This window comes from Paenibacillus sp. YIM B09110, assembly GCF_037167145.1.
GTDB lineage: Bacteria > Bacillota > Bacilli > Paenibacillales > Paenibacillaceae > Pristimantibacillus.
Genome location: NZ_JBANSP010000015.1, coordinates 126,441 through 150,734, shown reverse-complemented (window position 1 = coordinate 150,734; position 24,294 = coordinate 126,441). Strand labels below are relative to the sequence as shown.

At 51.0% G+C, this 24,294-nt stretch carries 29 protein-coding genes; 22 read left to right on the top strand and 7 right to left on the bottom strand.

Annotated features, from left to right (window positions below):
• The first annotated feature begins 42 nt into the window (after nt 1-42).
• Nucleotides 43-4,323: a fibronectin type III domain-containing protein gene (locus V8F51_RS21075; RefSeq protein WP_337102426.1), complete on the top strand. Its 4,281-nt coding sequence runs from the start codon at nt 43-45 to the stop codon at nt 4,321-4,323.
• A 111-nt stretch (nt 4,324-4,434) separates the two neighbouring features.
• On the opposite strand, the gene V8F51_RS21070 is transcribed toward V8F51_RS21075, so the two are convergent.
• The 5 genes from V8F51_RS21070 to V8F51_RS21050 all read right to left on the bottom strand — a co-directional run bounded on the left by V8F51_RS21070 (nt 4,435) and on the right by V8F51_RS21050 (nt 10,935).
• Nucleotides 4,435-5,277, bottom strand: a complete 843-nt coding sequence (locus tag V8F51_RS21070; protein ID WP_337102424.1) for a carbohydrate ABC transporter permease — start codon at nt 5,275-5,277, stop codon at nt 4,435-4,437.
• Nucleotides 5,274-6,158, bottom strand: coding sequence for a carbohydrate ABC transporter permease (locus V8F51_RS21065; protein WP_337102423.1), 885 nt, complete (start codon nt 6,156-6,158; stop codon nt 5,274-5,276). Before V8F51_RS21065 ends, V8F51_RS21070 begins: the two co-directional genes overlap by 4 nt.
• An 86-nt stretch (nt 6,159-6,244) precedes the next feature.
• Nucleotides 6,245-7,525 (bottom strand): ABC transporter substrate-binding protein, encoded by a 1,281-nt coding sequence (locus V8F51_RS21060; protein WP_337102421.1) that lies wholly within the window; start codon nt 7,523-7,525, stop codon nt 6,245-6,247.
• 105 nt (nt 7,526-7,630) lie between these two features.
• Complete coding sequence (locus tag V8F51_RS21055) at nt 7,631-9,166, bottom strand: response regulator transcription factor (RefSeq protein ID WP_337102419.1); 1,536 nt, start codon at nt 9,164-9,166, stop codon at nt 7,631-7,633.
• Entirely contained in the window at nt 9,163-10,935 is a 1,773-nt protein-coding gene (locus V8F51_RS21050) for a sensor histidine kinase (protein ID WP_337102418.1), read from the bottom strand. The genes V8F51_RS21055 and V8F51_RS21050 overlap by 4 nt, the downstream gene beginning before the upstream one ends.
• Nucleotides 10,936-11,386: 451 nt before the next feature.
• Here V8F51_RS21050 and V8F51_RS21045 point away from each other — a divergent pair, with 451 nt between their 5' ends.
• The 11 genes from V8F51_RS21045 (at nt 11,387) to V8F51_RS20995 (ending at nt 16,782) form a co-directional block, all read left to right on the top strand.
• Nucleotides 11,387-11,968 (top strand): DUF4352 domain-containing protein, encoded by a 582-nt coding sequence (locus tag V8F51_RS21045; RefSeq protein ID WP_337102416.1) that lies wholly within the window; start codon nt 11,387-11,389, stop codon nt 11,966-11,968.
• Nucleotides 11,969-12,101: 133 nt separating this feature from the next.
• Nucleotides 12,102-12,452 carry a helix-turn-helix domain-containing protein gene (locus V8F51_RS21040; RefSeq protein ID WP_337102415.1) on the top strand — a complete coding sequence of 117 codons (351 nt, stop codon included), beginning with the start codon at nt 12,102-12,104 and terminating at the stop codon, nt 12,450-12,452.
• Between the two features lie 145 nt (nt 12,453-12,597).
• Complete coding sequence (locus V8F51_RS21035; protein ID WP_337102414.1) at nt 12,598-13,392, top strand: hypothetical protein; 795 nt, start codon at nt 12,598-12,600, stop codon at nt 13,390-13,392.
• 18 nt (nt 13,393-13,410) lie between these two features.
• The gene (locus V8F51_RS21030; protein WP_337102412.1) at nt 13,411-13,983 is read left to right on the top strand and encodes a hypothetical protein; all 573 of its coding nucleotides are present in this window, start codon (nt 13,411-13,413) and stop codon (nt 13,981-13,983) included.
• Nucleotides 13,984-14,001: 18 nt separating this feature from the next.
• Nucleotides 14,002-14,403, top strand: coding sequence for a hypothetical protein (locus V8F51_RS21025; RefSeq protein ID WP_337102410.1), 402 nt, complete (start codon nt 14,002-14,004; stop codon nt 14,401-14,403).
• Nucleotides 14,404-14,465: 62 nt separating this feature from the next.
• Nucleotides 14,466-15,122 (top strand): spore protease YyaC, encoded by a 657-nt coding sequence (gene yyaC / locus V8F51_RS21020; RefSeq protein WP_337102409.1) that lies wholly within the window; start codon nt 14,466-14,468, stop codon nt 15,120-15,122.
• Nucleotides 15,122-15,409 carry a hypothetical protein gene (locus V8F51_RS21015; RefSeq protein ID WP_337102408.1) on the top strand — a complete coding sequence of 96 codons (288 nt, stop codon included), beginning with the start codon at nt 15,122-15,124 and terminating at the stop codon, nt 15,407-15,409. The genes yyaC and V8F51_RS21015 overlap by 1 nt, the downstream gene beginning before the upstream one ends.
• Nucleotides 15,406-15,624: a hypothetical protein gene (locus V8F51_RS21010; protein ID WP_337102407.1), complete on the top strand. Its 219-nt coding sequence runs from the start codon at nt 15,406-15,408 to the stop codon at nt 15,622-15,624. Before V8F51_RS21015 ends, V8F51_RS21010 begins: the two co-directional genes overlap by 4 nt.
• Complete coding sequence (locus V8F51_RS21005) at nt 15,611-15,949, top strand: hypothetical protein (RefSeq protein WP_337102406.1); 339 nt, start codon at nt 15,611-15,613, stop codon at nt 15,947-15,949. Before V8F51_RS21010 ends, V8F51_RS21005 begins: the two co-directional genes overlap by 14 nt.
• Before the next feature lie 194 nt (nt 15,950-16,143).
• Nucleotides 16,144-16,587, top strand: coding sequence for a hypothetical protein (locus tag V8F51_RS21000; protein ID WP_337102405.1), 444 nt, complete (start codon nt 16,144-16,146; stop codon nt 16,585-16,587).
• Nucleotides 16,588-16,602: 15 nt separating this feature from the next.
• On the top strand, nt 16,603-16,782 hold the full coding sequence (locus V8F51_RS20995) for a hypothetical protein (protein ID WP_337102404.1): 180 nt from the start codon (nt 16,603-16,605) through the stop codon (nt 16,780-16,782).
• Here V8F51_RS20995 and V8F51_RS20990 read toward each other — a convergent pair.
• Nucleotides 16,779-16,976 carry a helix-turn-helix domain-containing protein gene (locus V8F51_RS20990; RefSeq protein WP_337102402.1) on the bottom strand — a complete coding sequence of 66 codons (198 nt, stop codon included), beginning with the start codon at nt 16,974-16,976 and terminating at the stop codon, nt 16,779-16,781. The genes V8F51_RS20995 and V8F51_RS20990 overlap by 4 nt on opposite strands.
• A gap of 452 nt (nt 16,977-17,428) precedes the next feature.
• On the opposite strand from V8F51_RS20990, the gene V8F51_RS20985 reads away from it, so the two are divergent.
• The 9 genes from V8F51_RS20985 (at nt 17,429) to V8F51_RS20945 (ending at nt 23,170) form a co-directional block, all read left to right on the top strand.
• Entirely contained in the window at nt 17,429-17,620 is a 192-nt protein-coding gene (locus V8F51_RS20985) for a hypothetical protein (RefSeq protein WP_337102401.1), read from the top strand.
• Nucleotides 17,621-17,684: 64 nt separating this feature from the next.
• The gene (locus V8F51_RS20980; RefSeq protein WP_337102400.1) at nt 17,685-17,882 is read left to right on the top strand and encodes a hypothetical protein; all 198 of its coding nucleotides are present in this window, start codon (nt 17,685-17,687) and stop codon (nt 17,880-17,882) included.
• Between the two features lie 154 nt (nt 17,883-18,036).
• On the top strand, nt 18,037-18,195 hold the full coding sequence (locus V8F51_RS20975) for a hypothetical protein (RefSeq protein ID WP_337102399.1): 159 nt from the start codon (nt 18,037-18,039) through the stop codon (nt 18,193-18,195).
• Nucleotides 18,196-18,349: 154 nt separating this feature from the next.
• Nucleotides 18,350-18,535, top strand: coding sequence for a hypothetical protein (locus V8F51_RS20970; RefSeq protein ID WP_337102397.1), 186 nt, complete (start codon nt 18,350-18,352; stop codon nt 18,533-18,535).
• A complete protein-coding gene (locus V8F51_RS20965) occupies nt 18,535-18,723 on the top strand; it encodes a hypothetical protein (protein ID WP_337102395.1) in 189 nt (62 codons plus the stop codon). The genes V8F51_RS20970 and V8F51_RS20965 overlap by 1 nt, the downstream gene beginning before the upstream one ends.
• A gap of 2 nt (nt 18,724-18,725) precedes the next feature.
• The gene (locus tag V8F51_RS20960; RefSeq protein WP_337102394.1) at nt 18,726-19,502 is read left to right on the top strand and encodes a DNA replication protein; all 777 of its coding nucleotides are present in this window, start codon (nt 18,726-18,728) and stop codon (nt 19,500-19,502) included.
• Nucleotides 19,503-20,223: 721 nt separating this feature from the next.
• Entirely contained in the window at nt 20,224-21,591 is a 1,368-nt protein-coding gene (locus V8F51_RS20955) for a DNA helicase (protein WP_337102393.1), read from the top strand.
• A gap of 247 nt (nt 21,592-21,838) precedes the next feature.
• Nucleotides 21,839-22,222: a hypothetical protein gene (locus tag V8F51_RS20950; protein ID WP_337102392.1), complete on the top strand. Its 384-nt coding sequence runs from the start codon at nt 21,839-21,841 to the stop codon at nt 22,220-22,222.
• Between the two features lie 3 nt (nt 22,223-22,225).
• The gene (locus V8F51_RS20945; protein ID WP_337102391.1) at nt 22,226-23,170 is read left to right on the top strand and encodes a toprim domain-containing protein; all 945 of its coding nucleotides are present in this window, start codon (nt 22,226-22,228) and stop codon (nt 23,168-23,170) included.
• An 80-nt stretch (nt 23,171-23,250) separates the two neighbouring features.
• On the opposite strand, the gene V8F51_RS20940 is transcribed toward V8F51_RS20945, so the two are convergent.
• Complete coding sequence (locus tag V8F51_RS20940) at nt 23,251-23,469, bottom strand: helix-turn-helix transcriptional regulator (RefSeq protein ID WP_337102390.1); 219 nt, start codon at nt 23,467-23,469, stop codon at nt 23,251-23,253.
• Between the two features lie 93 nt (nt 23,470-23,562).
• On the opposite strand from V8F51_RS20940, the gene V8F51_RS20935 reads away from it, so the two are divergent.
• On the top strand, nt 23,563-24,162 hold the full coding sequence (locus V8F51_RS20935) for a hypothetical protein (RefSeq protein ID WP_337102388.1): 600 nt from the start codon (nt 23,563-23,565) through the stop codon (nt 24,160-24,162).
• Nucleotides 24,163-24,294 lie beyond the last annotated feature (132 nt).

The following is a 24,294-nucleotide window of genomic DNA, read 5'->3' as shown; positions in this document are numbered from 1 at the left end:
AGAAGAACCGGACACATCCCAATCATGAGAGGAGCATACGCAATGAGAAAAGGAAACTGGTTGCGACTTGGCCTTGCGGCTGCCATTATTGCGAATTTACTTACATCGGCAGTCCCGCATGCATCCGCCGACGAGCTGAGAACGACGCTGGATATTTCCAAGGGCAGCATTACAATCGGCGACGGCACCGTTACGGGGAAAACGACAAGCGGCGGAACGGCTGCTTACAATGAGAATGGCTACATTATTACGGGCGCATCTTCCGCCAACGTAGTGACGATCAAAGGCGGCGTGGAGCAGCATGTGACGCTGGAGAATGCTTCAATAACCAAGTCGGACAGCGCCTACTCGTCTATTCCGACCGTTTCGATTGAAGGCAACGGCACGAAGGCATATTTGACCCTTAGCGGCGCAAATACCATTTCTGCTTATAATGGAGCTACCCAAAAAGCTGCTATTAGCGTGCCAGAGGGAACGGAGCTGATTATCGATTCTATTGATGGTTCGGACACCCATTCTCTGACTGCCAGCAGCCATAGCAGCGCGGCGGCGATAGGCGGAAATATTTCGGAAACGGCGGGCAGCATTACAATTAATAGCGGAACGATTACAGCTGGATTCAGAGTGACCAACAGCGGTGCCGCCGCAATTGGCGGCGGCAAGGGAGGCGCAGGCGGCAACATCGTCATTAACGGCGGAGTCATTACGGCGTCGTCATTCAACGGTACAGCAGCGGCGATAGGCGGCGGCGACGTATATTCGACTTATCCCGGCAAGACGACGCGGGTTACGATTAATGGCGGTACGGTTACAGCCAAGGTCCCTACCAATGCTGCCAGTTATTTTTATGATGCGATTGGATCAGGCTACGCCTCCACCGCAAACAGAGCGGACAATGTTCTGAAGACAACCGTAATCGTTAATGGCGGTCAACTGTTTACGAACGGCATCCCTCTTCTCTATGGCAGGCAGGCTGTGAATAAGGACGGCCAGACGGTATATGCTACGGCGATTAAGGTGGACGTTTCAACCGTTCCTGCGAACGGTACGGCCGTAACCGTACATTACGGAGACCACACGCTGGACACGTCTATATTGAGCATTGGAACGGTATACCTGTTCCTTCCATCGGGCAAAATTCCGGTTGATATTACGTTAAAACCTTCCGGAAAGACTTACTATGGACAAGTTACGACAACGACGTCTACGAGCACTTATCCGAACAGCAACGCAACGGTTTCCCGCGAGCTGAGCACATTGCCGGTCATTTCGGTTCAGGCTGATGTTGAAGAAGACAGCCACTTTTATTACGGAACGCCGATTACTTTGTCGGTTACGAATTTGGATTCCGTAGTAAACAAAAGCGGATATCCCCTTGCTTATGGTACGGATTACACGGTCGAATGGTATAAAGGAGCAGGCTCCAATCCGGCGGTTATTGCCGGCAATGCCGACGATCCGTCGCAGTTGACGATTACGGCTTCATCCGGTGATTTATACAGAGCCAAATTCATTGCAATCACCTCAGGAGCTTCCAAGCTGGAAGCGGGCAATACGGGCAATTTATCCTCTTCGCTGACCGCGGATTGGCTGAAAAGAACGGTGAGCTTTACGAATTTGCAGGAAACGTACAGCTTCGGGGAGGAAGCAGTCATTACTGCTGCTCTCAGTGAGGGCAATGACAGCATTACGTTCAGCAGCTCCGATGAGAGCGTCATCTCCTTAGATGCTGCGACAGGAGAATTGACGGCGCATAAGTTAGGTTTTGCAATGCTGACTGCAGTTGTAGAGCCCAATACGACAGCTAAACAATCACCAGCTGTAGCGAGCCAGCTTGTAGAAGTAGTTCCGCTTCATCCGCTTGCGCCTGTCCAAGTTAGCGCGGTTGCTGGCGACGGCGAAGCGGAGGTTAGCTTCAATGTGTCCGATAATCCGGACGGCAGCATAAACACGGATTATAAGGTGACGGCATGGACCGGCGGTGAATCAGTAAAGACGGCTAACGGAGCATCCAGCCCTATAATCGTAACAGGGTTGGACAATGGCACAGCGTATACCTTTACGGTAGTTGCAACCAATGCGACCGGCGACTCGCCAGCATCCGAGCCTTCTGAAGAGGTAACGCCGGAAACGCCGGCAAGCGCGCCGGACAAGCCGACGGGCGTAACGGCAACGGCGGGAGACGGCGAAGCGGAGGTAAGCTTCACCGAGCCGGCATCGAACGGCAGCAATATTAGTGAATACACGGTTACGGCATGGAGCGGCGGCGAAGCGGTCAAGACGGCCACTGGATCAACGAGTCCGATAACGGTAACGGGACTCGAGAACGGTACGGCTTACACGTTCACGGTTGTTGCGACCAATGGAGTCGGAAATTCCTCGGCCTCCGATCCGTCGGAGGAGATCACACCGACAGCTCCGGAAACGCCGGCAAGTGCGCCGGACAAGCCGACGGGCGTAACGGTAACGGCGGGAGACGGCGAAGCGGAGGTAAGCTTCACCGAGCCGGCATCAAACGGCAGCAATATTAGTATTTACACGGTTACGGCGTGGAGCGGCGGCGAGGCGGTCAAGACGGCCACTGGATCATCAAGTCCGATAACGGTAACGGGACTTGCGAATGGTACGCCGTACACGTTCACGGTTGTTGCGACCAATGGAGTCGGAAATTCATCGGCCTCCGATCCGTCGGAGGAGATCACGCCAACAGCAGCCGAGACGCCAGCAAGCGCGCCGGCCAAGCCGACAAACGTAACGGCGACGGCGGGAGACGGCGAAGCGGAGGTAAGCTTTACCGAGCCGTCTTCGAACGGCAGCAATATTAGTGAATACACGGTTACGGCGTGGAGCGGCGGCGAGGCGGTCAAGACGGCGACTGGATCATCAAGTCCGATAACGGTAACGGGACTTGCGAATGGTACGGCTTACACGTTCACGATTGTTGCGACCAATGGAGTCGGAAACTCCTTAGCCTCCAATCCGTCGGGGGAGATCACGCCGACAGCAGCCGAGACGCCGGCAAGCGCGCCGGCCAAGCCGACAAACGTAACGGCGACGGCAGGCAACCGTGAGGCGATGGTACGATTCACAGCTCCGTCAGGAAACGGCAGCGATATTAGCTTGTATACGGTCACGGCATGGAGCGGCGGCGAGGCGGTCAAGACGGCGACCGGCATTGCCAGCCCGATCAAGGTAACCGGTCTCGTTAATCGAATCGCTTATACATTTACGGTCGTTGCGAGCAATGGCGTAGGGGACTCGCTGCCATCGGATTCTTCCGCATCAGTTGTACCGACAAGCGGGGGCTCTTCGACTCCCGTAACACCGGTAGAACCAACGATAGAACCAACAGTAGAGCCAACGGCAACGCCTACAACTGCGGAAACGGCTATTCCTGCCAACGAAGCGGGCGAAGTCAAGCTGAATGAGGAAGTGTGGGTTTCTATTCCAAGCGAAACATCGGATCAGCCGATTCAAATTAAGGTGGAGAAGCTTCCGGGCAGCGCTAATTTAATCGAGGACACTCAAAAGCTCGCCAGCCCGATTTTCGAACTGCTGAAAAACTTTACCGAAAACTTTAAAAATCCGGTAACGCTTCGATTTGCGTTCGATCAGAAGATTCTGCAGGACGAAAGCTTGACTGTCTCGGTGTTCTACTATGACGAGACGGAGAAACGCTGGATTGAAATCGGCGGCGAAGTCAATAATGGATTCATAACGGTACAAGTAGACCATTTCACAAAGTTTGCCGTGTTCGCGGTGAACAAGGAAATTCCGAAGCCGTTGGCCGAGTTCTCCGATATTGCCGGACACTGGGCGGAGCTGGAGATTAAGCGGGCTGTAGGGCAGTCGCTCATTACGGGATATCCGGAAGGTACGTTCAAGCCTAACCAAACGATTACCCGTGCCGAATTCATCGTTATTTTGGCTAAGGCGCTGAACTGGAAAAACGAAGGCGTTGACCTATCGTTTACGGATAAGGAGTCCATTGGCTCATGGGCGGAGAAGGCGGTAGCTCAAGCGGTTGAAGCGAAGGTCATTTCTGGATACAACGACGACAGCTTTAGGCCAAACGCAGAAATTACGCGCGCCGAGATTGCAGTATTGATTAGCAGAGCGTTTGGTTTTGCACGGACAGAATCGGCAGCGGAAGGCAGCTTTGCTGATGCAAACGATATTCCGTCTTGGTCCAGAGAAGCCGTAGAAGCTGTAAGGGAGCGTGGCATCGTATCGGGACGCGGAGGCAACTTGTTTGCTCCTAACGATCAAGCGACCAGAGCGGAAGCGGTAGCTATCTTGCTTAAGGCGCTGGGCAATCAATAACAAATAACAGCATAAAACAAAACAGGATCGCTCCATTAGTGGGGCGATCCTGTATTCTTTCTATGGCTAACAAGCGGATCATCGGAAGCCCGGCATCGGAGTTCCGTCTCCCTATCCTTTCACTGCGCCGTTCGTCAGACCGCTGACGATGTAACGCTGTACGAAAATGAATAATAGCGCAACCGGCAGCATGCTTACGGTGCCGAAAGCCATAGTGTTGTTCCAGGACGTACTCTGGAATCCTAGGAAGTTGTAAATGCCTGCCGTAATCGGTCGCAGAGATTCCTTGCCGATGAACGTCATGCCGTAGATCAGGTCGCCCCAAGCGAACAGAAACGAGAAGACCATCGCTACGACGACGCCCGGTATCGCAATCGGCAGCATAATGCGGATGAATGTCGTGAACGTGTTGCAGCCATCGATTTTCGCCGATTCTTCCAGCTCCTTCGGCAACGTCGCGAAGTAGGTTCGCAGGAAGATGACGGAGAACGGAATGCCAGCCGTCGCGTTCGCGAGAATGGTGCTCCAATAGCTTGGTCCGATGAGTCCGATCGTCTTGAACAGAATAAACAGCGGCGTCAGCAGCAGCGAGGCCGGCAGCATCTGGGTGACGAGGAACACTAAAATAAACGAATGCCTGCCGGGAAATTGGAAGCGGGCAATGCCGTAAGCGGCTGGAATAGACAACAAGGTTGATATAAGCAGCGAGCCAATGGCAATGAACAAACTGTTGCGGAAGCCTGCCGCTATATCGAAGCTCGAACCGGTTAATTGCTCCGTATAGGACTTGAACTGCCACTCCTGCGGAAACCACGTTTGCGGCGTGCTGAATATTTCCGCCTCCGTCTTGAACGAGGTCGCGACCAGCCAATACAGCGGGAAAAGAAAGAGGGCGACGATCACTATGCTAATCAGCGGCATAAGCCAATGGGAATGCTTGCGAAGCGTCTTCATAGCTGCTCCTCCTTCTTAAGCAATCTTAGATAGACCATTCCAACGATCAGAAGGAGGACGAACATGACATTGGAGACGGCCGAGCCTTGGCTGTACTTGAATTGGTCGAAGCTGAGCTTATAGGCGAACGTCGACATCATTTGCGTTGCATTGACCGGCCCGCCGTTCGTAATAATAAGCACGAGATCGAATACTTTGAACGTATAGATGAATCCGAGCACGAGCAGCGACATAATCGCGGGCTTAAGCTGCGGCAGCGTAATCTTGAAGAAACGTTGCACCATCGTCGCTCCGTCGATCGAAGCGCTCTCGTAAATATCTTTTGGAATCGTCGTAAGGCCGGTTGTAAGCAAAATCATATTGAACGGAATGCCGATCCACGTATTGGCCAGCACGAGCGTGAACATCGCGGTACCCGAACTAACGAGCCATTCGACAGGACTGTCCGTCAGCCGCAGTTGCATGAGCAAGTCATTAACGATGCCGCCGGTGCTGAACATGAACTTGAACATCATGGCGGTTATCGTGGCCGGCAGCAGCCAGCTGATCATGACGAAGCCGCGGAGCTTCTCGGCGGAGCGGAATTGCAAATTGAACAGCAGCGCGAAGACGAGGCCGATGATGAATTGAAGCACCAGGCACGCGAGCGTGAAAATAAGCGTATTCGTCAACACCTGTTGCAAAGTGCCTTCTTGGAACAGCTGGACGTAATTGTCGAATCCGACGAACGGCTGATGTCCCTTGGAAATATTCATCACGTTAACATCGAACAGGCTTAATCGAATATTATCGATAATCGGATACCCGACAAAAAATATCATGTAGAGAAGCGCCGGAAGCACGAATAAGTAACCGGCTACGCGTCCTTGTGCACGGGTCATAGTTGTACATCCTTTCATGCAAAAGGCGGAGCACCCGTTGATCTCCTGACCGTCAAGGTACTCCGCCTTTCTTCTGGATTTATGGATTATTTGCCTAAAATTTTATCGATTTTGGCTTGCGCCTCCTCGGCTGCCTTTTCCGGCGGCACGCTAAGCGTAAGCGACTTGCTAAGCGCTTCGGAAATCGCGTTGGAGATTTCCGGCCATTTCGGATGCGGACCGCGCGGCTGCGAGTTTTCCATGTTCTGCGCGAACACTTTCAGCTGCGGATTCTCCGACCAGTACGGGTCGCTCGCTACGTCGCGTCTTGCAGGGAAATATCCGAAGTCTTGCGCAAACTTCTTATTCACATCCGGCGATGCCGCGTATTTGATAAACTCGACAGCGGCGTCTACGTTGTCGCCGGCGATAACGCCGAGGTTCTCTCCGCCAAGCACGGATGCGAATTGTTTGTCTTTCGGTACGAACGAGAGGCCGTACTTCAGGTCGGGAGCGGATTCCTTCAAGCTTGGAATTTGCCAAGGACCGTTGACCATCATCGCCAGATTGCCGGAAGCGAATTGCTTCATGACATCTGCTTGCGTCCAGTTAATGACTTCTTTGCTCATCGAGCCGTCCTTGATAAGATCGGCCAGTATGCCGTAAGATTTTGCCCCGTCGCCTGCGATATGATCGAAGGTTGCGCCGGAGGACAGCAGCCACGGGAGGAATTGGAACGTGCCTTCCTCGTTCTGCGGAGCGGCGATGCCAAGTCCTTTCACATTGCCCTTCGTCAGCGCTTTCGCCGCTGCGCGAAGCTCATCCCACGTTTGCGGAGGCTGTACGCCGGCGTCGGCTAGCATTTGTTCATTGTAGAACAGCGCAAGGTTGTTGCTTCCGAGCGGAATGCCGTATTGCTTGCCGTCGTAGGAAGCGGATTTCCAAGGGCCTTCGAAATATTGGTCTTTATCGGCCCAATCGGCCAGGTTGTCGGTAATGTCGGCGAACAGACCCATTGCGGCATATGCGGCATGGTCCGGGTTGTCGATAATGACGATGTCCGGCAGATCGGAAGCGGCAAGCCCTACGGAGAGCCGTTTCTTGAAGTCCGCGAACGGAATGTACACAGGCTCGACCTCGATGTTCGGATTTTTCTCCGAGAAACCGTCGGTGAGCGACTTGACGATATCGAATTGCAGCTTGCCTTCGAAATAGAACCAAAGCGTTAACTTCTTCTTGTCTTGCGCTGCCTTGTCTCCGCCTTTGTTGTCTTCCGTTCCGGACTTGTTATCCGATTGGTTAGCGGCATTATTATTCGATCCACAGCCTGCAAGCGCTAGCATAACGATCAACAGAATGCTTAACAGCAGTAAACTTGAACGCCTCATTGTGCTTCCCCCTAAGTCTTGTTTTGTCGACATCCTAAGTTTATAAGAATGTAAGCGCTGCTAAAATTCTAATTATTTAATAAAGGTGGACGATATTAAACCGAATTAAGAGTCTCCGTTATGAATCTTCTGGTACTCGGCAGGCGATAAACCGGTCATTTCCTTGAATACGCGCGAAAAATATTTAGGATCGGGATAACCGACGCTTTTGGCGATTTCGAACATTTTCCGGTCGGTGGTCAGCATAAGATGTTTCGCTTGGCTCACGCGAATGTTTTTGATGTAGGCGGAGAAGTTGCTCTTCACTTCTTTGGCGAACAATGTGCTTAAATATTCCGGCGTAATATGGAGCATCGTTGCGATCTCATCAAGCGTAACGCCTTCGCGGTAGCGTTCATGGATGATGCGTACAGCCTTCTGCACAATAAGGCTGTACGCAGGCGTGTCGGATGCTTGTCCAAGGGCCGAAATGTCGGTTGCTACCCGTTCGATTGACGCTTTAAGCTCCGATCGCGTCTGTGCGGTTAACACGGGCTGCAGCCATTCCTTCTGATAGTGAAATACGGTCTCGTCTCCGTACGTTTCGCCAATGACGCGAAGGATGGAGGACAAGAGACGTATGCAGCTGTCGATAATGTGCTGGGGATGATAATGGCCTGCGTAACAGAACAACAGCCATTCTTGAACAGAGCGGTGAATATCGTCTGCCTTACGCTCTTGAATCGCCGCTCGGATCTTATGGTCAAGGTTATGAGGGAATGAAAGAGCCTCTGCGGCGAAATTGCCGATTACAGAGTCGCTTAGAATGACTGCGTTCTCATTCATCGTAATCGTCCATTTACGAATCGATTGCTGCGAGGCGAAGGCTTCATACAGTTCGTGCAAGCCGCGTATTCTCGATACGGTGATCGCCGCATTCGGTACGATTGAGCGAATGAATGCCGCGAGCGTATCGGGAGCAGAAGGCTGGGACAGTATGATGAGCGAGCGATCCTGCGCCACGGCAAATACGCAGTGCTTGTCTGAATGCGTTGCGGCATTCAGCTTCTGCTCTATGCCGGACTTGAGACGGGCGGCTGTACGGTCGTATGCATCCCCAACATAGATCGTGCATATACCGAATGGTTCATCGACTTTGAAGCCTGCGGCCTGCTCGGCTAGCGGCGCGAGAAGGGAGAGGTCCGGTGCTTGCTGCTGCGAAAGAGATTGCTGCAAGTAATGCTCCAGACGTTCTGCGGCATGGCCGTGCGGAATGCCGGCCATCTGTTGAAGCTTCTGCTCTTCGGTTGCCTTCTCCAGCGTTTCTTTCAAGTCCATGGCGGTAATCGGCTTCTCTAGAAATTCGAGAACGCCAAGACCTAATGCTTTTTTGGCATATTCATATTGCGAGAAGCCGGTCAGAATAACCGTTTGATGGCGATGTCCCTTGCGCTTGAGCGCTTCGAGCATTTCAATGCCGCTCACTTGAGGCATCTTAATATCGGTAATGACGAGATCGGGACGAAGCTGCTCGATGAGCACCAGCCCTTGTTCGCCGTTATCCGCATCGCCGACAACCTCATAGGGAGCCCCCAGCTTGTTGATTAGATTCATAATTCCATACCGCGTATTATCTTCATCCTCGATAACGACGATTCTCATTGTACCAACTCCTCTCTTTGCCCCAAAGGCATCCTGATGGTAACTTCCGTTCCTTCTCTGAGGCGGCTGCGGATCGTACAGGATGCCGACTCGCCGTAATACATGCGAAGGCGGTCGATCGCATTGCGCATGCCGATACCGCGAGCGCTGCCGCCAATCGGGTCATCAGATAATATTTGGTCGAGCTTCGACTCGTCCATTCCGATGCCATTGTCCCGAATCGTACATTGAAGGCCGTGTCCCTCCGCCAGCGTTATGCCAATATGCAATCGTCCGCCTTGTTTAATGCCAGAGAAGCCATGAATAATCGCATTTTCGATAAAAGGCTGCATGATCAGCTTCGGTACGAGGCAATCGAGTGCGAGCTCGTCTTGCTCTACCGTGCAAGAGAAGGAGGAACGGAACCGGTATTGCTGCAAATAAATATAGCGGTCCATCCATTCCAGCTCTTCCTTGACGGAGACAAGCTTATTGCTGTCCTTGATGCTGTAGCGCAATATTTGTGCAAGCCCTTTCAACATTTGGCTGATCTGATGTTCGTCCTTTTCAATGGCCAGCCAATTGATCGAATCGAGCGAATTGTACAGAAAATGAGGATTAATCTGAGCTTCCAACGCGCGAATTTCGGCTTCTTTGCGTTTCTCGCTCGTCACCTTCACTTCGTTCATCAGCTCGTTGATCGTATTCATCATTTTGTTGAAGTTGAAGGCGATAGCCGCAATCTCATCCTTGGACGGCTCGTCGACATGCACGGTCAGAGAGCCGAGGCTTGCGCTGCGCATGGCTTTAACGATTTTCCGTATAGAGCCCGACAATCGGCTGGAGAAATACAGAATGAACAGGGTGGACAACACAATCGCGATGACTCCGACGGTTAACGTCAACCGCTGCATCGTATACATTTCGCCGAATAGCTTGTTCTCGTCGATCAAGTTGTATATCGTCCAGCCGCTCTGGCCGTTCACGTAGCGGTTGCTGATCGTCGAGCTGTTCTTTACCTCGCTCATCGACTTGCCGATATAGCTCTTCTCGGCGGCAGAAATAATGATTCCATTCTTGTCCGTAAGAAAGTTGCGGTTGTCGATCTGGCTGGCCTGTCCGTTATCACCAGGGGATTGCACGTCTAGATTAATAGCTTGAGCAAGCATGGATTCGTAAACCGTAATAACGGCCACACCCATGCTCTCCAGGCTAAGCGCTTGATAGTCGGTCAGCTTGCGGGCCAGATGGAAGCTGTATTCGTCCTCGGGGTTAATCGAACCCATCTTCTCCGGGACGGTCATGATGCTGCCGGTTCGGTTGTTCACGGCTTTCTCGTAGAAGGGAAGGTGCGTAACGTCAGGCACGTTCGTCCACAGATTGCCGTAAGGCGAGCCTGTTTGCCGATCATAGCTGATCTGGGTTCCGTTCTTGGTGAGAATGGCGACGCTTCGTATGCCCTCCTTGGCATAGGAGTAGGAGACAAGAAGGTTAATAAGTTTGCGCTTGCTTAGCTCGAGGCTGTCTGTTGGATTGTTTATTTCACGCAGAAGACCGACGATTTCGTCGTTCGTAATAATTTGGAACAACAAATCGTCGTAGGCTTTCAGCGACGTGTCTAAATTTTTGGATGTCTGGAGCAGGTTCGCTTGAACGAGCACATCCGTCTTCTGCTTCATGGCGTCCGTCGAGACGTAGTAAGAGACAATCTGTACGACGATGACGGGCAGCAGGCTGACGAGCATGAAAGAAAGGATTAGTTTATTTCGATAGCTGAAATGCCATTTCATTGATTCGTGAAGCCTCCTTCACTGGAGTATTGTTGCTGCAAAGAACGGTGACTATCATAAGGGGTTCTGTTTCGTAGCATAAACGATGGCTGGCATTTGGAGAAGGTGTAAAATTGCGGTCCGTCTCAAAAAAACAAAAAAACCTCGCCGCGGCGAGGTTTTGTGGATTGTAAAATGGCAGAAATATGATGGCGCGCCGCGGGGGGATTCGAACCCCCGACCCATCGTTTAGGAAACGCAACGGGTATCGGTAGGACTCCGTAGCCCTTACGGTGCCTATAACGGACAATCTGACGTAGACCTATAGTGTAAGCGACCTGCTTACGTTATACCGATTTTACCGTAAATTTAACGTGTAAACAAGCGATGTTCTAATTGAAGAATTTGCTACCCTCTGCGATAATAGACGTATATCCATATAACGGAAATATACGCAGGGGGATACGCGCTAATGGACGATAGACAAACACCGCGATCTAACGAAATGACATACGGTCAGCAAACAAAACGTAATAGCCTCATATTGCTCGGAGCAGTCGTCGTAGTGTTCGCGCTGATTTACTTGTTCGCTCCGGAAGGTACGGACACCGTGGCGCAGGAATCCGCAGTCAAGCCGGCACCAACAACGGTAGTACCGACGGAAGCACCGATACAGACGGCGCAGGCTGGCGTTGAAACTGCGTTAGGACAATTCGCTGTAACCGTTGGAGCTTCGTCTATTACGCAGGAAGTCGCCGGCAATACGACGGTAGATCAATTCGTAGTTGTCGACCTCACGTTTAAAAATAACGATACACGCGCGCGAGACTTGAGCCACAGTATAGCGACGCTCATCGACGGTAGTGGAGTTGAATATAAAGCGTCCGATTTTCTGCGCGATGGCTTCTTATATTACGAGACGGTAAATCCGGGGCTCACACGTTCATATAAGATCGCGTTCGAGACGCCGGCGGGCATTAGCGGATTGAAGCTGCGGTTAAAGGACGGAGTGGCGTTCGCGGCGGAAACAGCGGTAGAGTTTACGTTAAAATAGAATACGAATCGATAACGGTCACTTAACGGATTAACCTCCGTCGGGTGGCCGTTATTTTTTTTTTGCGTGTATGTCCCAATCTGCGGATAACGTGTACTTACTACAATATAAAGCGAAAAGTTAACGGAAGGGGATGACGCGATTGACCGCCGACAAGCGCATATTCGTAAAATTTTACGTTGATGCCGTGCGCTCCGGTATGGTCGCGGATATAGGTGCCGAACGCTTGCAGACGCTACTCGTTCTCGCCTCATATATGGATGCTAACGGCCGCTGCTATCCGACACAATACGCAATTGCCGAAGCGTTAGGCGTGGCGCGTGAGACGGCAAATAGGCGCGTCAAATCGTTACTCCGGTATCATTGGCGAGGGCAGCCACTAGTAACCGCGGAAAAGCAACGCGACCCAACTACGCAGTCCTGGGCGAATACGGTTTATACGGTTCATCCGGTGAGTAACGTTGGCATATTCGGTACGTCGTAAACGTCACATGGCTACCGTCACACGGCAAACGTCACACTAAGTAGAACTATAATAACGAGAACCATACGTAAGAAGAACCATAAACATTATCGGCGCGATAAATCACACCGAACAAAGTTAAACGTGAAAGGAGGATACGTGATAAATGACAACGCAAATAGATACAACGTTATCTTCGGATATTCACGTTATTACCGCGGAGATCAACACGTATAAGAGAATCGCGGGAGAAGCGATATTCGAGATTGGACGTAGGTTGAAGGCGGTTAGAGATGCGCAGACTGATTCGGGTAAAGCAGAAGAGAAGGCGCTTGCGTTACAACGTGAAGAAGCCGGTGGTTGGATTCGCTGGCTTTTGGATCACGTCGACTTCACGCGAGGTCATGCGGATAGGTTCATTAAAGTGTTTGAGCGCTTAAGGCCCAGCGTCTTGTCGACAAGACACACGTTAGATGCGTTATATCACATATCTACGCTCTCGCCCGAAGAACGCGAACGCCCGCACACAATCCCATCATCCGGCGCAGTCAAAACGGTAGACGAAATGACTGTACGGGAGTTGCGCGAAGTTAAAGCGGCGTTGAAGGCCGCAGAGTCACGCGCGGAAAAAGCGGAGGCGGACTACGAAACAATACGTGATACGCTCGAATCAGTAACGGAGAAGCCTCCGCAGGTTGAGTACGTCTATGTACAGACGGAGGATAACGATCCGTTAAAGGTGACGAGTAACGTACGTATTAACGGAAACGTTCAGCAATTATCGGAGGCAGTCGGCGATCTCATCGAGAGCTACGGATACTTCGCGTACTATGACCGTCAAGTTGCGGAGTTAAACGAGAAGTCTACGGAGGAGTTAAAAACCGTTGTTGATGCGCTTGAAAAGTTTACACGTTCTGTCAGCCGAGCTTTAAGCGGGAGTAACATAATAATCGACCATTAAAAAGGAGAAGTGATAATCATGACAGTTCAAAGACACGCAGTTATTCCAGGAGTAACACCTATCGGAGACGGTACCTATCAGTTTAACTCACCGCTTTCGATGGATGAAATTGCAATAATCGGGCCTATACTCTTGCTTGTAAAAAAGCTATCGACTGAATCTATTGGAGCAGCAGTGATGTTACGATTAGATGAAATGGAACGTAAGATGGACGCGCTATTGGTTCGAGAAAGGCAGACTACATCCTCTAATAAAAGGACGGTGGATTCCGGAACACTTGCGTTAATTATCAAAGCGGCGATTGCTGATTATATGAAAAAAGTAAGTCTCAGCTATAGTAATGCGTACCACCGAGCACTTGTTTACACCGCTATTTATAACGACTTCTTGGCGGATCATGGATTTATCGTAACTAACGAGATGTTACTAGAGTCAGAGATAAAAATTGACGCTTACATACGTCTTGGGTACGGAGAGAAATTACGGGAACACGTTGTGAATTACAACGGAGTCATCAATGTAAGTGAGAAACCGGCACCGCGTCGCAAAAAGCCCGGACGTCCTCGCAAAGCTAAAGCATCGAAAAAATAAACGAAGGAGTGACGCAGCATGAACGAAGAAAACACGCAACAAAAATCCGCCAAGCAACCGGTCATCATCACGCAAAATTACGCTCTCACCTTTAACGACCGCGAGTACACGCTACAACGCCGCCATACGGTTGATCCGATGCGTTCACCGTGGCTTAAGCCGGGCGACGACGTAACTATACGTGAGGAATGGCGGCCAGCCGGTTACTATTCGCTAACACCGGACGGATTCGCGTCTGCAGTACGCAGTGCTATTGTACGTGACGTTAATAGCGTAACCGAGGCGCGAACCATCGCGGCATTACTCGCGGAATACAAGGCGGAGACAGAACGGCTGAGCGTGCTTATTGAGTCCGCACATAAGCACGTCTCATCCACGCAAATTCCACACGAAATAGGCGCGCTAATAGTCGCGGAGTAGTATCGGAATATCGGAAGGGTCGGCGTTCCGACCGTTAATTTAACGTAGAGGAGACGGTGTAAATGAATAACGTAAAAGATGCGGCGGCACATGAGGACGTATACAAAGGCGCGAAGATTGGCCGCGTCAGAACGGTAGAGGAATTGACGACGGCGCTTTCCGCGTTGATTCCGGCGGGCCTTACGGTGGCCGACATAGTGTTCGTATGTATCGGAACTGACCGTAGTACGGGCGATGCGGTAGGACCGTTTGTAGGAACGTACCTGTCCGGACTCGGCTATACGAACGTCTACGGTACGATTGACGAACCGGTGCACGCGATGAATCTCGAAGTAACAATTACGTCGCTGCCGGCGGACAAAACGGTTATCGCAATCGACGCGTGTCTTGGCGCGATTCATAATATCGGAACTATGGGCGTAATTAACGGACCACTCAAGCCCGGCGCGGGCGTTAACAAAGACCTTCCGTATGTCGGCGATTATTCGATTAACGCGACCGTCAACGTTAGCGGCTTCATGGAATATTTCGTGCTGCAGAATACGCGCTTGTCACTCGTAATCAAAATCGCGAAGGACATTACGTCGGCTCTCGTAAATACGTTCCCACTTAGCGGAGAGTCGCGTAAGGTTGCGGAAGAAAACACGGTCTCACCTGCGCCGATTAAGAAGAAACGCGGCCGCCCACGCAAGGTTAAAACGGAAGGAGTGTCGGCGTAGTGTGCTCGGAGTACCGGCGGCAACAACTCGTAGAGACAACGCAAGCGGCCGAAGACTACAACGCGCAGCGGATTGCGGAACTCCACGCGGAGGTTAAGCGTCTGCGCTCGAACATAATCGCGCTAGGTGACTTCGCGCGTCAACGTAAGGTGATTGCGCTCGCAGGTCCGCCGTTTATGGCGCTGTACAATACGGGGGTGGCCGATGCGTACGAGGTAATGGCGACCGCTGCAGCGCAGGTTTACGGTGGCGTGTTCGAAGTGAAAACGGAGGAGTCGGTAGTATGACGCGTATGTACGAAGATGACGCGAGTGAGATTGCGTCGCTTACCGCGTGGATTGAACGGCGCTTAAACGTTGCCGGCATGTTCACACTACGCTACTTTTCGATGATGTGGCGTAGATCATTCGGATCGACCGAGAATATGCCCGCCGAATTGCGCGAGAAAATAGACGCGAGGGTGGCGGAATTACGGAAGGAGGCGCGCAATGAAAGCGAGTAAGTTTCCGGTAACCTATCGCGGGCAAGAGTATCGCGTAACCGTCAGAAAATCCGTAGAATCGATCGGCTATTATTATATACCGTCCATTAGCGTAAAGGTCTACGAAAAGCGAACGGGTAAGCTCGCGCGGTGGTTTCCGTTCCGCCTTCTACGTACCTACACCGGACAAGACAACGTTGGCAACGTTACAAAAGCGGCCTCTATTGCGGTAAGACGTTGTTATGCAGAAACCGTAGCGGAACATGATCGAGCGGAATATAAAATTCGCGAATGGGCGGAATTTGAGCGATGGGACGGGAAGGTGACGGAAGATGACCGAGTGTAGCCACGGATACCCCGAAGCTTGGCGTAGACATTGCGTTGACTGTCGGCATTCTGACGAAGTAAACGAATTAAACGCGGATATTAAACGTCTACAGTCGGAACTTGAGCGTATCCAAACCGCTACCATGTCGATGTTCGCGTCGAAGGACGATATGATCCGTTATATGAAAAGAGTCGCGAGGGAGGCGTTAGGGGATGCCACGTAAGAAAACGGACAAGCCGCCAAAACCTCCGAAGCAGCCGCGCATCACCGCCGAGCAGCGCCGTGACTGGCGCAATTTACCGACGCGCGACTGGAACGTTATGACCTTCCTTGCGTTCTTCACCGATCGGAACGCGGAGCTATACGGCGCCGAAACGTACGTGCCAATGCGTAATTGGTCGTTCGAGCAGGGCGTATTAAAACGCGCAATCGCCGCGCATCGTCCGGACGTTCTACGCGAGGCATGCGAAGCTGCGTTCGAATCGTATCGGCCAACGCGTGACTATCCGTTACTGACGGCTGGCTTCGCGGTGAGCTATCGGATTAACGCGCTGATACCGGCGATAATGGCGCGGCGTGCGGATGATGAACGGAGAACTGCGGAGTTGCAGGCGGATGGTGAAACGGACTATGGCGCGTTAGGGGCGCTACTATAACGAGGAGGCTACGGTATGAATCGAGAAGATTACGATAAATGTGCGCGTAGGATTGCGATGTACGGCCAGCGGATATTCGATAAGATGGCGGAGGGCGAAATCAGCAGCGCTAGATATACGCGATTGAATACGAAGCTAAACGAGTGGGGCGCGGAATTGGAGCGTAGGAAGCCGCGGCGGAGAGCGGCAAACTAACGAGGATCGACGATTAGCTTACCGTCTTTGTCTACTGTGCTGTCGGTGCGTCCTAGGAGATAATCCGTAGTAACGCCAAAGAAATCAGCGACTTTAACGAGGATTTCAACGGGAACATCGCGATAAGAAGTCATATAGCCGTTAAACGTTTGCGGGCGGACATCGATCGCTAGTGCCAGTTCCTTTTGTGTCATACCGAGCCCGTCAAGAATTAGGTTTACGCGAGCTGCAAAATAAACGTTGGACAACGTAAAACACTCCTTGACAATACGCAAAACGCGTATTAGTATTAGGAAATAAGTGGTACGCGAATCGCGTATTAGAAAGTTATTCCATAACGTATATTATAGCACATAGCGTAGATTTATTCCACGAACACGGCGCACCCACCTCGCGCACAACGAACGCCCCGCACATCACACGGACACCCTCACCGTCCGCTACGTAACGAAACCTCCGCAAAGAATATCGCAGTCTCGGCGTACCCCTTACGCTGGCCTGACGGTAATGGATCGCCCACCGGTCCGTAACTATGCGCGAGGCTTTTCGCGTTGAAACAAGGGAACAATTATGGAACAAATTACGTTTAGATTCCGTGCTATACTACGATTATCGAAGCATAATAAACGACTAGGCGGTGTTTGTGATGATGGAAGCTGAAACAATTGAACAGTATTATATTTTGAAATGGCTGGAAGCAAGATTCATTACAGAGAAGTTGGAGATAAAGCTAGTGGATAGACATACCGTGAAGATCAGAGATCGAGACATGAAAATTGCCCGTATTACTTGCACCGGTAAAGACAACATCACACTAACCGACGATACAACATTTTGAATGCGGAAGTACATTACGCAGGATCAGCGTACACAATGCTTTTCCACGAAGGAGTTGACGCAATATGAACGCAGTATTAACGAAGAAAAACGCGAAGCCAAACGTAACCAACGCGCTCGCAATCGGTCGCCACTTGGCGCACGTCAAACGGACGGGCCTCGCGGATTCGATCGGAGGCTGGGCGGAGTGGATCGCACTTTGCGGCTACACGCGGCAACAGGCCGACCGGCTTATCGCGTTGGCTGAACGTAAGAAACGATGACGCGGCGGAGGACATTAACGGATCGGCTGACGTATTTTTATCGTAAGGTAAACGAACATACCACGTGGCAGTTGGCGACGGGCAAAGCGAAGCCGCGGCGGTACGAACGGTTATTAGGGTATCGTGCGTATTTAAAACGGGAGGTAGGACGCGGATGGGGCATATGAAACGCGCGATTGATTACGTAGGGCGACCGGCGGCAATGTTGCTCGAGCTCGTTGACATAGCGGAGGCTCGCGGTAATGACCGGTTGCGGCGGATGTGGCAGCGCCAGTATTTACGGCTGACGGACGAAAGGGGAGCGCACGTATGAAAAAGATCCATATTAGTACGTTTTACTTCTGTAATCTTACGCATTTCATCGTGGTCCAGTTAACGAATGGTGATTATCGTTACTTTAAAACTGCAGGCATCATGTCTCTTTCGGCTACCAAGCGCATTGTCAGAAGGTTGAAGGAGGCGCGCATATGATGGTAACGAAGAAGATCGCGTATTTGCCGCCGCGGATATTCGCTATTATGCGAGGTCGGACGACTATCGGATTTGTTCGCGCTGACGACGTGATGGTAGCTCACGCAAAAGGGACGGCCATATTCGGCGCGCATGACGGAGCGACCGAAGCCATTCTCGTACAGGATACGGAGGTGCGCTGATGAACGTAGCTGTTACGTTATACCCAACGTACGATAGCAACAATTCGTACAATCGCGATCAGCTTCGGCTAGAAGGCGATGGAGACGAAGTTAGAGTTTACGTTGGCGATCGTGAGCTGCGTGTAAAAAGGACGGAGTTCCAAGCGGCTGCTCGCGTGATTGAAATGACGGGGAGTGACGCTAATTGACGATGACGAAAACGCACGCGGACCGCTGTCTCCTACGCGGACCGTGCTCAGCGGCCGATACCGAAGCCTGCACGAAGCTCTGCGCGTCTTACATTGCGCTTCACGGTCTGAATGGCGCGGGCGGACGGTCAGGCGCGGCCAATGTACCGGACGTTTACCGACTAATTACGTTGGACAACTCGCCAGCGCGCGAAGGCCAGCCGCAAATATACGGGCTAGCCGAACAGTACGCGGCGACGTTTACGCGCCAGTTTGACGAAGGCGGAGCGGAAGGTAAATCGCAGATTAAATCGCTGTACCTTTACTCGCGCGAGCCCGGCACGGGTAAGACAACGACAGCGGCTGCGTTACTGAACGCGTATATAACTGTACATTATATCGGCAGCATCAGACGCGGACGGCAGCCGTTAGAGAGACCGGCGTACTTCCTCGATGTTAACGCGTGGCAGACGGACTATAACGGATTCAATCGGCCGCGAATACCGGAGGAGATAGCGGAGCCAGCAGCCGCTCGTTACTACGCAGCTCAACGGATTGCGCAGACTGTACCGTTCCTGGTCGCGGACGATATCGGAGTACGTGACGCATCCGAAGCGTTCCGGGCCGACCTTCATACGGTGATTAATTCGCGGGTGGCGGCGGGCTTGCCTACGGTGTATACGTCAAACATTCCGCTTAACGAGATCGGCGCGCTGTTTGATCGAAGGCTGGCGGATCGGATGCGCGAGCTATGCGGTGAGCTTACGTTTAAGGGCGAGAGCAAGCGCGGAATGCGGTAAAATACGGAAAACTGCGTAAGAGTGAGCGTGAGTGAGAATTACGGAGATCGCACTAAAAATGTGCGTATGTCTGTGTTACTCATAACGGGAACTAATGAACACTTAAAAGACCTTAAAGTAATCTAAAGGTATCTATTGTTCTCAAAAACAGACCTAGTGTACTAATTGAAAACTGTCGGGATTTTTTGCTAATCGCTGAATTTGACGTTTGATGAGTTTCGCATGTAGCAAGTATACTTCAAGTATAAATTTACGAAATGAAAAACGGAGAAAACGGGAGTATTCGTGAGATCGCGGTATTCTGAGTTTGCTTTTGTAAGATAAAATATAAGACAGAAATAACACCTCAAATAAGACCTCAGTTATCATATATTTAATCAAATGATACAAAAGTAACTAAAAATTACCAAGGGAACAAACGAAATTTCTAATATTATCTTACAGGTTTTTCGGCGGAATATGACGTTTGAGCAATCGCCCTATTGCGTATATACTACGACTAGATAGTCGGTTTTGAAAAACGGAGAAAAACGGAGAAATCGCGAGAAAACATCGCTTTCAATACGGTTTTCTACGTAACAGTATAAACGCGAAGCACGCAGGCGCCGACGTCGGTATAACACGAACTCGACAACGTAACCTGACACGGTTATGTGAAACCGGCCATAAACGGTCTTTGCCGTAAACAGCGGAAGTGAATATAATCGGAGGTGAGCAGTAATTGAGCGTAGCTGAAACGTTAATATCGAAGGTGATCGACGCGAACGATATCTCGGCGTTCGACCGATTCGGCATCGTAGCGGACCATTTTCAGACGCAAGTTGAACGAAGTGCGTACGAATTCACACGCAAACATGCCGAAGAGAACGGCGGACAAGCTCCGTCATACGCGACGCTCGTAGCGAACGTGCCGGACTTTACGTACATACCCGCGGTATCGGACTCGTACGAGTACTTGGCCCGCACGCTGAAAGAGACGTATGGCAAACGTCAGATCGCGGAATTGTTCAGCGGTAAGGCGATTCCGGACATGTTCGACGCGATCGGTAAGACAGCGAGCGTAGACGAATTTTTTACGGGATTGACGAACAGGCTCGCGGAGATTAAACTTAAAATGCGAACAAGTGTTCGTATGTCAGGTGCGAACATAGCGGAGAGTGGCGAAAAGTTTCTCGCGGAATACGAAGCGCGCGCAGCCGGTCAGTCACATCGGATATGGCGGTCGAAGTTTCCGTCCATTAACGAAGCGCTCGGCGGCGGCTACTATTCGTCGAACATGTACGTGTTCTATGCGCGATCGGGTCGCGGCAAATCGATACTAACGATGGAAGAGGCGATTGAGTTCGCGTTCCAAGGTGCGGTCGTCCTCGTATGGGCACTCGAAATGGGATGGTTCGAATGGATGGCGCGTTCGTTCTCGTCAATTAGCGCTCGAAGCGGATTAGCTAGTGCAACCATTGACGGAGTTGATTACGCGGCCGGCTTCGATAACCGCGCGCTGCAGTCGGCGAAATTACCGGACGACTACGAAGCAGCCTTCCGTAAGTTCATTGCGGAGCTCAACGCGATTATCCCAGGCAAGATCATCCTACGCGCGACTGATGACGAAGGCTTTGCCGAACGCAACTTGGCCGCGTTGAAGTCGGACATCATCGAAACTGGCGCGGACGTCGTCGTAGTCGATCCGTTCTACTACCTTGATTACGAAACGAACACGTCGAAGACTGCGGGCGGCGACGCAGCGGCAACGTCCAAGAAACTCCGGATCATGACGGGCTCACTCGGCGTACTCAAGTTAGCCATTACGCAGGCCGACGAGGACGAATCCGAAAAGAGTGACGACGGTATTCGCGAGTTGAAGCCGCCGAAGCGCGCCGAGGTTAAGAAAACGAAGCAGCTACTCGAAGATGGCGCGGCTCTCATCGGACTCGATACGTTAGCACACGAAGGACGTGGCGTAATCGAAATCGGCAAAGGGCGCAGCGGCGGCGAGGATACGCGCGTTGAAATCGTATACTTACCGAATTGGGGCATCGTGCGCGAACCGGACACGGCGGATGTGGCGGCGAAGTTTGCGGGAAAATATTAATTGCGAAGGTATTTAAAATACTATAATAAAATGATACTATACTAAATAGGTATCTAAAATACCTATAGCATTCAATGCCTAAAGCACAGTGGATAGGTGTCGATAAGTCAATACAGTTAGTGTGGTAACAGTATTGTAATACTAATTTTGAATTCTGTTACAAAAATCAAATTCAAATTACGAAAAAGTATTACGACTCTATTTACAAGGCAAATTAATTGGTTTATATTGTAATGGGAGGTGTGCTATGGATATCAGAGAGATTGAAGACCTAAAGGGCACAGAAGCTACATTGAAAAAACTTTACGTTGATGCGCTTAAAGATGGTGTTAGAAAGAATTATCAAGACGCGAGATTCACGGTTATATTGTCAGAGGTGGATATGCGAAGATTAGACTTTATATCAGTAATTATGAGACAAAAACGTGCTGCAATGGCCCGTGAATTAATATCCGCAGCTTTGAGTGACGCAGAAAAATTACTTGGCATTACAGGTTGGGAAATATTAACGGATGCAGAATTACCGAAGACTGCTGAAGAAACTAAAGGCGCCTCACTGAAACCTACCTATGCTGCTGTTGTACGTGGATTGCTTCCGTATTCAGACTACGAAAAAACAGACGAGGACTAGGCTATGTTGAGGCAAGTTATAGACATACGAGCCGAACTCGAGCCGTTCCCGTGGATCAACGCGACGTGGACAGAAACGCGCCTAATCGCAGCCAGCCCGTTCCGGTACGATCGGCACCCGTCGTTCTACGTTATATTGGACGAGCTCGACGAAGGCTACGGTTGTTGGGGCGATAGCGGAACTGGCGAACGCGGCGGCTTCACTCAGCTACTCGCATTCCTACGCGACGAAACGTACGAAGAGGCGGCCGACTATTTGCGCGCTAGGTACGGCGAGCTGCCGAACGACACGGACGAGATCGTACTGAACATGCCGCGATTAAACGTGGACAAGCCGCGCGTAACACGAATTGATTCCGCTATCCTCGATACATACACGTACAGGCATCCGTATTTAGGGCAACGAGGCATATCGGAAGCAGTGCAACGCTTATTTAACATCGGATATGACCGCACTAGGCAAGCGGTCACTATTCCGTGGTACAACGCGGACGGCTCGCTCGGCAACGTAAAGTACCGGCGCGTCGATAGTAAGACGTTTTGGTACGAACGGGGCGCGCGGCCTATACGCGAAATGCTCTACGGAATCCACATCGCGTATCAGCGGAAAATACGTAAGGCTGCGTTGGTCGAGGCGGAAGTAGACGCGCATAGTCTTTGTACAGCGGGTATATTCGCAATAGCAACGGGCGGCTCGGCGTTTAATCGGACGAAAGCGGAGCTCTTACTACGGTCACCGATCGAAGAGGTTACGCTTTACCGTGATAATGACGCTGCTGGCCGCGCCTGGCGAAACCGTATTGTTGCGGAATTGGGCGGCGAAATGGACGTAAAGCTGGCGTTAGTGCGGCGGCCATACAAGGACGTAAACGAGTGGCATTGCGAAGAAGGACCGATTCGACACGGACGAGAACGAAAATGTCGAACGATGACGTTTAATATACGTTGAAGTCGGAAGGCGCGGGCATGTACAATATTAGAACGGCACATTTTTCTAACAATCCGTAGAATTTTCGACCGGTCGAGCGCTCATTCCTGAGGCCACTCGTATAGATCGCGTGGACTAACTTCTAAGGCATCCGCTAACTGTACGGCGAGGACTAACGACATACGTCCGCGTGTTCTCGTCGTATAGAACGAGATAACCTTTTCGTTGACGCCGGAGTGTTCCGCCAGTTGGCGTTGAGTCCAGCCGCGAGCTGCGAGAAGGTCCGGAATAAGGCAGCGACCGTACGAAATCGACGGCATCGCGGAGCCCTCCGAAAAAGAATTAAGTTTTTATTAGAACAATGTCCCAATTTGGTTAGAGTATGTACTTACTAATATGAGGAGTGATAAATGTTGAATAACGAACAACTAAATATTCTAGCAGTTAAAGCGCGAGAAGGCAGTGAAGTTTCCTATCACGAGATTCTGCAGCACTTCTTACCGAAAATTTACCGAATGTCTCAAAACATTTGGCACTCGGTGGTCAATGAGACGCACTTCGAACAAAGCTGTTTAGTCGGGATTCAAGACGCTATCAAACGTTTCGATCCAGAAAAAGGCGCGTTCTCTACACAAGTTAACTACCGTTTTCGTCAAGCGTTATGGCGATCAACAACGAGGCTCAAGAAGCGCCGACGCGGCTACGAAATTGACTCGCTCGATGTAAGCAGCTCTGACGTAGAAGATGAACGAAGCAACAACTACGAGGTCGAAGATAACTTGGCGGTTATAGACGACAGCATTCTCGTACATGAAAAAATCGCCCTCTTGGCGGAGGACGATTCCCGGAAATTGGCGATCCTCAACGCATGGTCTAACGGTGAGTATAACGATTCAGATACCGCGTCGTTTTTGGCGAAACGATACGGTGGTAATTCCGAATCACACCGAAAGTTCATTAACCGTTTCAGAACCACCTGTCAAAAGGCATTGGCATACCCTTTAACATCTTAAGTATAGCACATAAGCGAAACTTGAAAAATTAGTAAATTTTCACGGTGTTTCCGGCTCTTAGGCATTGAGTCGAAAAGATCGGCGAAAAAGTCCTACTACAAGTCTGCCCATTGATGTACTGGCTTATAATTA

Bases quoted from the DNA above. Each gene is read 5' to 3' on its own strand.
- V8F51_RS21075 (WP_337102426.1), top strand. From the start codon at position 43: ATGAGAAAAGGAAACTGGTTGCGACTTGGCCTTGCGGCTGCCATTATT.
- V8F51_RS21070 (WP_337102424.1), bottom strand. From the start codon at position 5,277: ATGAAGACGCTTCGCAAGCATTCCCATTGGCTTATGCCGCTGATTAGC.
- V8F51_RS21065 (WP_337102423.1), bottom strand. From the start codon at position 6,158: ATGACCCGTGCACAAGGACGCGTAGCCGGTTACTTATTCGTGCTTCCG.
- V8F51_RS21060 (WP_337102421.1), bottom strand. From the start codon at position 7,525: ATGAGGCGTTCAAGTTTACTGCTGTTAAGCATTCTGTTGATCGTTATG.
- V8F51_RS21055 (WP_337102419.1), bottom strand. From the start codon at position 9,166: ATGAGAATCGTCGTTATCGAGGATGAAGATAATACGCGGTATGGAATT.
- V8F51_RS21050 (WP_337102418.1), bottom strand. From the start codon at position 10,935: ATGAAATGGCATTTCAGCTATCGAAATAAACTAATCCTTTCTTTCATG.
- V8F51_RS21045 (WP_337102416.1), top strand. From the start codon at position 11,387: ATGGACGATAGACAAACACCGCGATCTAACGAAATGACATACGGTCAG.
- V8F51_RS21040 (WP_337102415.1), top strand. From the start codon at position 12,102: ATGACGCGATTGACCGCCGACAAGCGCATATTCGTAAAATTTTACGTT.
- V8F51_RS21035 (WP_337102414.1), top strand. From the start codon at position 12,598: ATGACAACGCAAATAGATACAACGTTATCTTCGGATATTCACGTTATT.
- V8F51_RS21030 (WP_337102412.1), top strand. From the start codon at position 13,411: ATGACAGTTCAAAGACACGCAGTTATTCCAGGAGTAACACCTATCGGA.
- V8F51_RS21025 (WP_337102410.1), top strand. From the start codon at position 14,002: ATGAACGAAGAAAACACGCAACAAAAATCCGCCAAGCAACCGGTCATC.
- yyaC (WP_337102409.1), top strand. From the start codon at position 14,466: ATGAATAACGTAAAAGATGCGGCGGCACATGAGGACGTATACAAAGGC.
- V8F51_RS21010 (WP_337102407.1), top strand. From the start codon at position 15,406: ATGACGCGTATGTACGAAGATGACGCGAGTGAGATTGCGTCGCTTACC.
- V8F51_RS21005 (WP_337102406.1), top strand. From the start codon at position 15,611: ATGAAAGCGAGTAAGTTTCCGGTAACCTATCGCGGGCAAGAGTATCGC.
- V8F51_RS21000 (WP_337102405.1), top strand. From the start codon at position 16,144: ATGCCACGTAAGAAAACGGACAAGCCGCCAAAACCTCCGAAGCAGCCG.
- V8F51_RS20995 (WP_337102404.1), top strand. From the start codon at position 16,603: ATGAATCGAGAAGATTACGATAAATGTGCGCGTAGGATTGCGATGTAC.
- V8F51_RS20990 (WP_337102402.1), bottom strand. From the start codon at position 16,976: ATGACACAAAAGGAACTGGCACTAGCGATCGATGTCCGCCCGCAAACG.
- V8F51_RS20985 (WP_337102401.1), top strand. From the start codon at position 17,429: ATGATGGAAGCTGAAACAATTGAACAGTATTATATTTTGAAATGGCTG.
- V8F51_RS20980 (WP_337102400.1), top strand. From the start codon at position 17,685: ATGAACGCAGTATTAACGAAGAAAAACGCGAAGCCAAACGTAACCAAC.
- V8F51_RS20975 (WP_337102399.1), top strand. From the start codon at position 18,037: ATGGGGCATATGAAACGCGCGATTGATTACGTAGGGCGACCGGCGGCA.
- V8F51_RS20970 (WP_337102397.1), top strand. From the start codon at position 18,350: ATGATGGTAACGAAGAAGATCGCGTATTTGCCGCCGCGGATATTCGCT.
- V8F51_RS20965 (WP_337102395.1), top strand. From the start codon at position 18,535: ATGAACGTAGCTGTTACGTTATACCCAACGTACGATAGCAACAATTCG.
- V8F51_RS20960 (WP_337102394.1), top strand. From the start codon at position 18,726: ATGACGAAAACGCACGCGGACCGCTGTCTCCTACGCGGACCGTGCTCA.
- V8F51_RS20950 (WP_337102392.1), top strand. From the start codon at position 21,839: ATGGATATCAGAGAGATTGAAGACCTAAAGGGCACAGAAGCTACATTG.
- V8F51_RS20945 (WP_337102391.1), top strand. From the start codon at position 22,226: ATGTTGAGGCAAGTTATAGACATACGAGCCGAACTCGAGCCGTTCCCG.
- V8F51_RS20940 (WP_337102390.1), bottom strand. From the start codon at position 23,469: ATGCCGTCGATTTCGTACGGTCGCTGCCTTATTCCGGACCTTCTCGCA.